This is a genomic window from Microbacterium sp. Kw_RZR3 (assembly GCF_029222405.1).
In the GTDB taxonomy this organism is placed as follows: Bacteria; Actinomycetota; Actinomycetes; order Actinomycetales; family Microbacteriaceae; genus Microbacterium.
In genome coordinates, this window is sequence record NZ_JARHXC010000068.1 from 1 (window position 1) to 9421 (window position 9421).

Below are 9421 nucleotides of genomic sequence, written 5' to 3' on the forward strand. Positions count from 1 at the left end.
CATCCGGAACCAGGATGCCACCTCCCCCGGCGAGCATGTCGCGCGGGCCGTAGCGGATGTCGTAGGCCACCACGGGGGTACCGTGCGCGAGGGCTTCGGCGAGGGCGAGCCCCTGCCCCTCGAAAGCCGAGGTGGTGAGGTACACGGCCGCGCCGTCGAGGACGGCACCGGGGTCGTTCGTGAGCCCGGGCAGCGAGATACTTCCCGCCAGGCCGAGCTCGGCGACCAGAGCTTCGAGCGCCTCTCGCTGGGCGCCGGCTCCCCACAGCTCCAGCCGCGCCGTGGGGACCTCTGCGACGACCCGGGCGAACGCACGGACGGCCGCGGGAAGACGTTTGCCGGGAGCGAGGCGCCCGAGCACCACGACACGACCGGCGTCGCGGTCCGCCGCGGGGACGACCCTCTCCGGCGCGCGGACGGCGTGCGGCGCGACGAGGTCGTTCGCCGCGGTCCCGAAACGTTCGCGCACGTCGTCCCGCTGCTGCGCGGTGGGCCACAGCACCGCGTCGAAGCGCGGAGCGATCTCGAACCATCGCGTCCAGAGCGCGTTGAGGTCGGAGTCAGCACGGTAAGGGGCTTCGAGGTGGATCGTGTGGACGGTGTGCACGATCCGGACGTCATCGTCTCCCCACCCGACGATCAGTTCCCCGAGCTGCCGCGACTCGCAGATGACGACGACGGGACGCGGATTCTCCGCGCGGAGCTGTCCGGTGAGGTGCGCGAGCCACGCGCGGTAGAGCGCACCGAACCCGGCGACGACGCCGACAGGCTCGCCCGCGGCATCCCGGATCACGATCGGCGCCGTCGTCAGGTGCCAATCGGGGTCGATGACGTTGGGCAGGGAGACGGCGCCGCCCGCGACGTCGCGGTACTCCAGGGTTGGATCGGCTTCGCCGGGCATGGCCGCCCCTCGCAGCCACTCCGCGGCCCCTCCCTCGACGTCCACCGCTTCATCGAAGAGATTACGGAAGACCTCGGATGCCGCCGCCGCCCCGCGCTCCACGAACGTCGCGCGGTGCTGGGCATGGGCGTCGGGCGTTCCCGGATCGACCGTGAGAAGTAGCGGTTGAGTGTCGGCATCCGCCATCTGACGCGCTCTGGCGAGCGTCGAGATCGTGTACCCACCATCGAGGTCGGGGATGAGCCTGCTCGACAGGATCAGGTACCAGGCGTCGGGGAACGGCATCACGCCTCCATCCTCCCCTGGCATCCCGGTACCCGCGTACCCACGCTTGGGGCGTGTTCGTCCGTTCGGGGCGCGCCATTCCCCGCCCCGACCGCCGATTCGCGCCCCAAACCGGGCACCACGACCAACGCTCGCAGCAAAAACGCCGCCGCCCGGAGGACGACGGCGTCTTGCCGCGCGAGTGGCCGAGGGCTCACTCCCACTCGATGGTCCCCGGCGGCTTCGACGTCACGTCGAGCACCACGCGGTTGACGTCCTTCACCTCGTTGGTGATGCGGTTCGAGATCTTGGACAGCACATCGTAGGGCAGGCGGGTCCAGTCAGCGGTCATGGCGTCCTCGGACGACACCGGACGCAGCACGATGGGGTGCCCGTAGGTGCGACCGTCGCCCTGCACGCCCACCGAGCGCACATCGGCGAGGAGCACGACCGGGCACTGCCAGATCTCGTCGTCGAGGCCGGCCTTGGTCAGCTCGGCGCGGGCGATGGCGTCGGCCGCACGCAGGATCTCGAGACGGTCAGCGGTGACCTCGCCCACGATGCGGATGCCAAGACCGGGCCCCGGAAAGGGCTGGCGGCCGACGATCGCCTCGGGCAGACCCAGCTCACGACCGATCGCGCGGACCTCGTCTTTGAAGAGGGTGCGCAGCGGTTCGACGAGCTCGAACTGCAGATCCTCGGGGAGCCCGCCCACGTTGTGGTGGCTCTTGATGTTGGCGGTGCCCGTGCCGCCGCCGGACTCGACCACGTCGGGGTAGAGCGTGCCCTGCACGAGGAAGCGCACCTGCTCGCCCTCGGCCTTGGCCTCGGCGACGAGGTCGGCCTGCACCTTTTCGAAAGCGCGGATGAACTCGCGGCCGATGATCTTGCGCTTCTGCTCGGGGTCGCTGACACCGGCGAGGGCGTTCAGGAAGGTCTCGCGCGCGTCGACCGTGATGAGCTTCACCCCGGTGGAGGCGACGTAGTCGTTCTCGACCTGTTCGCGCTCGCCCTGGCGGAGCAGCCCGTGGTCGACGAACACGGCGATGAGCTGGTCGCCGACGGCCTCGTGCACGAGGGCGGTCGACACGGCGGAGTCGACGCCGCCCGACAGTGCCGAGATGACGCGCGATGAGCCGACCTGCTGGCGGATGCGCTCGACCTGCTCGGCGATCACGTTGCCGCTGTTCCAGTCGGCGGGGAGCCCCGCGGCCTTGTGCAGGAAGTTCTCGAGCACGTGCTGGCCGTGGTCGGAGTGCTTGACCTCGGGATGCCACTGCACTCCGTACATACGACGTGCGTCGCTCGCGAAGGCGGCGACGGGCGTGTGCGCGGTGCGAGCGAGCACTTCGAAGCCCTCGGGAGCCCGCGACACCTGGTCACCGTGGCTCATCCACACGTTCTGCTCGACCGGCTGCCCCTCGAGCAGGGTGCCCTCGGTCACGATCGTGGCGTCCGTCGCCCCGTACTCGCGCAGGCCGGTGTTCGCGACCTCGCCGCCGAGGGCCTTGGCCATGACCTGGAAGCCGTAGCAGATGCCGAGCGTCGGCACGTCGAGATCGAAGACTCCGGCGTCGAGGCTCGGGGCTCCCTCTTCGTACACCGACGAGGGCCCGCCCGAGAGGATGATGCCCACGGGGTTCTTGGCCGCGATCTCTTCCGCCGAGGCGGTGTGCGGCACGATCTCGCTGTAGACGCCCGCTTCGCGGACGCGGCGGGCGATCAGCTGCGCGTACTGGGCGCCGAAGTCGACGACGAGGACGGGGCGCTGGGACGTTTCGGTCTGTTCGGTCACCGGTTGCCTTCCGGGGCGGGAACGGGAGCGGATGCCAGGGCGGCTTCGCGCTCGGCGAGGTAGGCGCGTACGCCGCGAGCGGTACGCACCTCGAGGATGAAGGAGAGGAACGGGACGACGCCACCGAGGGCCAGGAAGACGAACCGACGGAACGGCCAGCGCATCAGGCTCCACACGCGGAAGCACGAGATGAGGTACACGACGTAGAACCAGCCGTGCACCACCAGGATCGCCAACGAGATGTTGACGCCATCACCCGTGGAGCTCATCTCGCACCCGTCGCCGCCGGGGATGAAGAGGGAGAACCACTGGCATCCGGGGCCGGCGATGGCATCCGCGAACCACAGGAACCCCCCGGATCCGCCCAGGAACAGCTCCACGTGGATGGGCGTGTACTTCAGGATCATCTCGGTGACCAGCAGCAGAAGGCCGATACCGGTGATGATCGAGCAGATCTGGTAGAAGGTCAGGGCTCCGCGGATCGCCGGGAAAGAGGCGAGTTTCGGGGGACGCGGCATGCACCAAGTCTAGTCGCGAGGAACCGGCGGCCCCGCCGCCTGCGCCTCTTCCTGGGCGTCTTCGAGGTCTTCGACCTCTTTCTCCCACGCGTCGCGGGCCAGGCGGTACCAGAGGTACAGCGCGAAGCCCGCGAAGATCGCCCACTCGGCCGCGTAGAAGATGTTCAACCAGTTCACGCGGGAACGCTCGTCCGGAGCCGGCGACGAGATCGCTTCGAGCGGCCCGATCGCCGTCTGCGAGGCGACGTACTGGCGGTACACCGCGACGCCGTCGACGTCGTGCCACCGACCGAGCAGCATGGCAGGCGACATGCGCGTCAGCGTCTGCGGGTCGACGCCCGAAGCCGGACGCGCCGGCCCCTCGTCGGAGATCAGGCGCCCCGTGACGTCGACCTGCGCGGTCGGATCGGCTTCGGCGGCAGCGCGGAGATCGTCGGCGGCGGAGTTGGCGGCGTCGAGGGTGGGCGCCCAGCCGAGCGCGACCGCGATCGATTCCGGCTTCCCGCCGTCATCGATCCTCAGCTGACCCGTGACCCAGTAGCCCTCGACGTCGTCGTTGAAACGCGACGAGACGACGATGAAGTCCGAGGGGATCCACCGCCCGCTGGTCTCGACGCGTTGGCCGACGAGGGGCTCGGCGAGATAGGCGCCCGGCTGCACGACCTCGTCGAGGGGGCGCACCACCTCGGTCATGCCGGGTTCGGAGGGCGCGGTGTCGACCGCGCGCCCGAGCTGCCACTGTCCGAGCCATGCGAGGACCCCGGCGACCACCAGCGAGAACGCCAGCAGCGCGAGCCATCGCGGACGCAGCATCACCTCGCGCAGCGTCGGCGGGAAGACCTCGGGGATCTCCGGAGCAATGGCGGGCGACGAGGTCACGCAGACTCCGGCATCAGTGTCCGTACGGGGCCACGACGACCTCGACGCGCTGGAACTCCTTGAGGTCGGAGTAGCCGGTCGTGGCCATCGACTTCTTCAGAGCGCCGATCAGGTTCGCGGTGCCGTCCGCGACGGGCGCCGGCCCGTAGAGCACCTGCTCGAGCGGGCCGACGCGGTCGACCGCGACGCGACGCCCGCGGGGCAGCTTGGCGTGGTGCGCCTCGGGCCCCCAGTGGAAACCGCGGCCGGGAGCGTCCGTGGCGCGCGCCAGGGCGACGCCGAGCATGACGGCATCCGCGCCCATGGCGAGGGCCTTCACGATGTCACCGGAGGTGCCGACACCGCCGTCGGCGATGACGTGCACGTAGCGTCCTCCCGACTCATCGAGGTAGTCGCGGCGAGCGCCGGCGACATCGGCGACGGCGGTCGCCATCGGCGCGTGCAGGCCGAGCGTGGCGCGCGTCGTGGACGCCGCTCCCCCACCGAAGCCGACGAGCACGCCGGCCGCTCCCGTGCGCATGAGGTGCAGGGCCGCGGTGTAGGTGGCGGCGCCGCCGACGATGACGGGAACGTCGAGGTCGTAGATGAACTTCTTCAGATTGAGCGGCTCGGCCACGCTCGATACGTGCTCGGCCGACACCGTGGTCCCACGGATGACGAAGAGGTCGACGCCGGCGGCCACGACCGTCTCGTACAGGTCGTGGGTACGCTGCGGCGTCAGGGCTCCGGCCACGGTCACGCCCGCGGCGCGGATCTCGGCGAGACGATCGCGCACGAGTTCGGGTTTGATCGGCTCGGAGTAGAGCTGCTGCATGCGGCGGGTGGCATCGGCATCCGGCAGCCCGGCGATCTCGGCGAGGAGCGGCTCGGGGTCGTCGTACCGCGTCCAGAGACCCTCGAGGTCGAGCACGCCCAGACCGCCCAGACGACCGAGCTCGATGGCCGTGCGGGGGCTGACGACCGAGTCCATGGGGGCGCCGAGCACCGGGATCTCGAACGAGAAGGCGTCGATCGTCCACGCCGTGGACACGTCTTCGGGGTTGCGCGTCCGTCGCGACGGCACAACGGCGATGTCGTCGAAGGTGTAGGCGCGGCGGGCGCGCTTGGCGCGGCCGAGGTCGATCTCCATGGTCACCCGACCAGCCTACCCGCGACCTCCGACACCGCCGTCGGTCGCGGACGAGGCCGGGGCGTCGGAGCCGCGCAACCAGCGGGTCACGAGCCCGTCCAGGGCGAAGAGGAGGAACGCGAGCGAACCAATCCACGGGCTCAGCGCCACGGCCGCCGCGCTGATCACGACCGCGCTGAGGCCGGCCCGGCCCATGCGCCGGGCATCGTCGGGAGTCAGATCGACGATCGCCCCCGAGCGCACGGCCCAGACCCACTGGAGCCACCCCACCACGATCGCGAGGAAGAAATTGATCGGCAAGAGGATCCGACCGAGCAGGAGGCCGTCGTAGGACGTGTTCAGCGAGGAGGTGAAGGGCACCAGCACCACCAGAAGCAGGCGGATGTTGTTCAGCCACATCCCGGTGTCGTCGACCCGCACGATCCACTCGAACTGGCGCACATGCGTCATCCACATCACGCACAGGATGAGGAAGCTGATGACGAACGAGAAGATCGGGTGCGCCAGCGTGAGGAGTCCCCGGGCGAGGTCGTCGTTCGTCTGCACGGCACCGAGAGACTGGTCGGTGAGCCCCAGGACGAGGAGGGTCGCCGCGATCGCGAACACCCCGTCGGTGAACGCCTCGGTGCGCCGGGCCGAGACGGACGTCTCCGGGTGAATCCTCCGCCGGATCATTCGCACAGCGTAGCCGTGCCGACCACCGGTGCAACGGTCATCGCGCCCGCACCACGCGCTGCTCGTCCCACACCGGCTCGGGCGACTCGTACACCTGACCGTCCGATCCGAACACGAGGAATCGGTCGAAGGACCGCGCGAACCACCGGTCGTGCGTCACTGCGAGCACCGTCCCCTCGAATCGCGCGAGGGCGTCTTCGAGAGCCTCGGCCGACGCGAGATCGAGGTTGTCCGTGGGTTCGTCGAGCAGGAGCAGGGTCGTCCCCGACAGCTCGAGGAGGAGCACCTGGAACCGCGCCTGCTGCCCACCGCTCAGCGTGTCGAAGTCCTGCTCCGCCTGGGCGACGAGACCGTATCGATCGAGGGCCGAGCTCGCGGCATCCCGTGGCATCCCCCTTCTGTTGTCGTCGCCTCGGTGAAGCAGATCGAGGAGCGTTCGCCCGACGAACTCCGGATGCCGATGCGTCTGGGCGAACCACCCGGGCACGACGCGCGCCCCGAGGATCGCTCTGCCGGTGTGGGCGACCCGGTCGAGTCCGGAGCCGACGGTGGTCACGTGTCCCAGACGCGCGCCGGGATCCGTGGCCCCCTCCCGCCAACAGTCGCAGGAAGTGCGACTTGCCCGAGCCGTTGGATCCGAGGACCGCGACGCGATCGCCGAACCAGACCTCCAGGTCGAACGGCTTCATGAGCCCGGTCAGTTCGAGCTTCTCAGCGATGACCGCGCGTTTGCCCGTGCGGGCGCCCCGCAGGCGCAGTTGCAGATCCTGCTCGGGCGGGCGCTCCTGGGGCGGACCGGCGGTCTCGAATTTCGTCAGTCGGGTCACCGCGGCCTGGTAGCGCGAAGCGAAACCGTCGTTGGCGGCGGCGGCGATCTTCATGCGCGCGACGAGGGCTCGGAGCTTCTCGTGCTCCTCATCCCATCGGCGGCGCAGCTCGTCGAGCCGAGCCATGCGGTCCTCACGGGCTTCCGCGTACGTCGCGAAGCTGCCTCCGTGCACCCACGCGGTGCTTCCGGCACTACCCGTCTCGAGGGTCACGATACGGTCGGCAGCGCGAGCGAGGAGCTCTCGATCGTGCGAGACCAGCAGGACCGTCTTCGCCGTGTCCCGCAGCTGCTCCTCGAGCCAACGCTTGCCGGGGACGTCGAGGTAGTTGTCTGGCTCGTCGAGCAGGAGCACGTCGTCGGGGCCGCGCAGCAGCGCCTCGAGAGCGAGTCTCTTCTGCTCCCCGCCCGACAGTGTGGAGAGCTCGCGGAACCGCGCGCGCTCATACGGCACTCCGAGCGCGGCGATCGTGCAGGTGTCCCACACCGTCTCGTGCTCGTACCCGCCCGCGTCGGCGTAGTCGGCGAGCGCCGCCGCGTACCGCATCTGCGTGTCGAGGTCGTCGTGTTCGATGAGGGCGTTCTCGGATGCCTCGAGCTCGAGCGCCGCGTGACGGATGCGCGCGGGCGACACCGCGACGAGGAGGTCGTGGACGGTCTCGCCGACCTTCCCGTGGCCGATGAACTGATCCATCACCCCGAGGGACCCACCGATCGCGATCGCACCGCCGTGAGCCTTCTCCTCGCCGCGCACGATGCGAAGCAGCGTCGACTTGCCCGCCCCGTTCGGGCCGACGAGCGCGGTCGTCACCCCTTCCCCCACGCGAAACGTCAACGCGTCGAGCAGGGGCCGCCCGTCGGGGAGGGTGAACGAGATGGCGGTGAGGTCGAGGTAGCCCATGGGGAGATTCCGGTCGACCGCTCGTGGCGGTGGCGTCGACCTCCGAACGCGCGTGCGCCGTTCGCCGGTCGGCTCGCCGACAAGCGAGCCGACCAGCCTAGCGGCAACTCCGCCCGTCAATGACGACGCGGCCTGGGAACCGCGACGAAAGCCGCTGCGATCATGCCGAGCGATCCCGTTCCGAGCAGGACGAGTCCCGCCGGCCATACGGCTAGCCGGTCACGAGGCTCACCGGAGAACGGACCCGGGTCGTAGACCAAGACCGAGTTGAGCACGAGCAGCACGACTCCCGCCATGACGCAGGCCGCCGCGACAATCGCCGGGATCACGCGCCACGCCCACGTCGCCGCGTTGACTACCGGCTCACTGCCCAACGGCGAACCCGACTCGAGGGTCGAAAGCCGACAGCGTTCGCGATGTCGCCTCGAGAGTCCATACCGGGTACCTCATCCCGAGGGTCTTACGACCCACCCATTTCTGGATCTTATACGTCACCAAAGTTCCGACCGCCCACGCCTTGTAGGAGCTCCCGGCGGGGGCTGAGGGCGACGTCCAACTCACGCTCCCCTTCACGGTCCGCGACTCGTGGACCCCAATCGTGGCGCCGATGCCGCTTTTGCTCGCGCCCAACGTCGCGTCGATCGCGGACTCCACCTCGTAGCTCGCCGACATCGTGCATGTCCCGCGGGCCGCACCATTATGCACTTTGCAGATCGCGAGCTGAACACCGCGGTTCGTCCAGTTCATCGTGCGACGCACGTCGATGACGTCATACCGGTAGTAGGTGACCGATACCCCGGGATCGGCCACGACCGGATACGTCACCTTCGCCGCGGCCGCGGTATCGATGACCTGCGTGAGTCGATCGCCGTCGATCTCATAGTGCGTCGGGACACTCCGCCCGTCGGCGTCCAACGCCCACGGCGGAGCGACCGTCGCCGCTTCCTGCCCGTCGCGATCGAGGACACTCGCTCCACCGTCGGGCTGAGCGACGAGCGAGCCTCCGTCCCCCGCGGCTACCTCGTAGGTGAAGGTCGTCGGCGCCGCCGCATCGCTCATCACGGACATCACCTGTAGCACGCCGTTGCTGCGCACAGCGGGGATGATGCTCGAACCGTCTCCGAGTTCGTGCTCGACGGCCCCGTCTCCGACCCGCTTCGTCGCTGCGGTCCCTCCATCCGACGGCAGCGTCACGCTCACCTCCTGCCCTCCGGGTGTCGACAACGTCACGGGTTGCTCGACATCCGCAGGCAGCACAGCGGTGACGTCGTCCGTCCGGGCGACCATATCGTCACCCTCGAGGCGCGCGGGCGCCGTGTCGTCGAGAATCTGCTCCAGGGCGTCTGGCTCGGGTGCCTCCGCAAAGGCGGGTGTCACCCCGCCGATCGCGATGAGCGCGACGGCGACGACGCCGGTCAGCAGACGTTTCACGATCTCTCCCTGCCTCGATGCGCATGTGTACATGCTTCTTCAGGGATGCTATGGATCGACGAGCGGATTCAAATGTCTACATGATCATTCTCATCTTCTCTC

General features: G+C 69.3%; 8 protein-coding genes and 1 pseudogene. All 9 read right to left on the bottom strand.

Annotated features, from left to right (window positions below; genetic code table 11):
• On the bottom strand, window positions 1-1186 hold a 1186-nt coding region (locus tag P2P98_RS03540; protein ID WP_275797291.1), incomplete at its 3' end, for a glycosyltransferase.
• Between the two features lie 193 nt (window positions 1187-1379).
• Window positions 1380-2960 (bottom strand): glutamine-hydrolyzing GMP synthase, encoded by a 1581-nt coding sequence (gene guaA / locus P2P98_RS03545; RefSeq protein WP_275797293.1) that lies wholly within the window; start codon window positions 2958-2960, stop codon window positions 1380-1382.
• The gene (locus P2P98_RS03550; RefSeq protein WP_275797295.1) at window positions 2957-3478 is read right to left on the bottom strand and encodes a DUF3817 domain-containing protein; all 522 of its coding nucleotides are present in this window, start codon (window positions 3476-3478) and stop codon (window positions 2957-2959) included. The genes guaA and P2P98_RS03550 overlap by 4 nt, the downstream gene beginning before the upstream one ends.
• 9 nt (window positions 3479-3487) lie before the next feature.
• Window positions 3488-4357, bottom strand: coding sequence for an SURF1 family cytochrome oxidase biogenesis protein (locus P2P98_RS03555; RefSeq protein ID WP_275797297.1), 870 nt, complete (start codon window positions 4355-4357; stop codon window positions 3488-3490).
• Between the two features lie 13 nt (window positions 4358-4370).
• Window positions 4371-5486, bottom strand: a complete 1116-nt coding sequence (locus P2P98_RS03560) for a GuaB3 family IMP dehydrogenase-related protein (protein ID WP_058597889.1) — start codon at window positions 5484-5486, stop codon at window positions 4371-4373.
• A 15-nt stretch (window positions 5487-5501) separates the two neighbouring features.
• Entirely contained in the window at window positions 5502-6161 is a 660-nt protein-coding gene (locus P2P98_RS03565; protein ID WP_275797299.1) for a TMEM175 family protein, read from the bottom strand.
• Between the two features lie 37 nt (window positions 6162-6198).
• Window positions 6199-7888, bottom strand: a pseudogene (locus tag P2P98_RS03570) (ATP-binding cassette domain-containing protein).
• 116 nt (window positions 7889-8004) lie between these two features.
• The gene (locus P2P98_RS03575) at window positions 8005-8217 is read right to left on the bottom strand and encodes a hypothetical protein (protein ID WP_275797301.1); all 213 of its coding nucleotides are present in this window, start codon (window positions 8215-8217) and stop codon (window positions 8005-8007) included.
• 34 nt (window positions 8218-8251) lie between these two features.
• Entirely contained in the window at window positions 8252-9319 is a 1068-nt protein-coding gene (locus P2P98_RS03580) for a hypothetical protein (protein WP_275797303.1), read from the bottom strand.
• Between the last annotated feature and the right edge of the window lie 102 nt (window positions 9320-9421).

What these genes read in the sequence shown, in the direction of transcription:
- P2P98_RS03560 (WP_058597889.1), bottom strand. Translation starts at nt 5,486, where the DNA reads ATGGAGATCGACCTCGGCCGCGCCAAGCGCGCCCGCCGCGCCTACACC.
- P2P98_RS03550 (WP_275797295.1), bottom strand. Translation starts at nt 3,478, where the DNA reads ATGCCGCGTCCCCCGAAACTCGCCTCTTTCCCGGCGATCCGCGGAGCC.
- P2P98_RS03565 (WP_275797299.1), bottom strand. Translation starts at nt 6,161, where the DNA reads ATGATCCGGCGGAGGATTCACCCGGAGACGTCCGTCTCGGCCCGGCGC.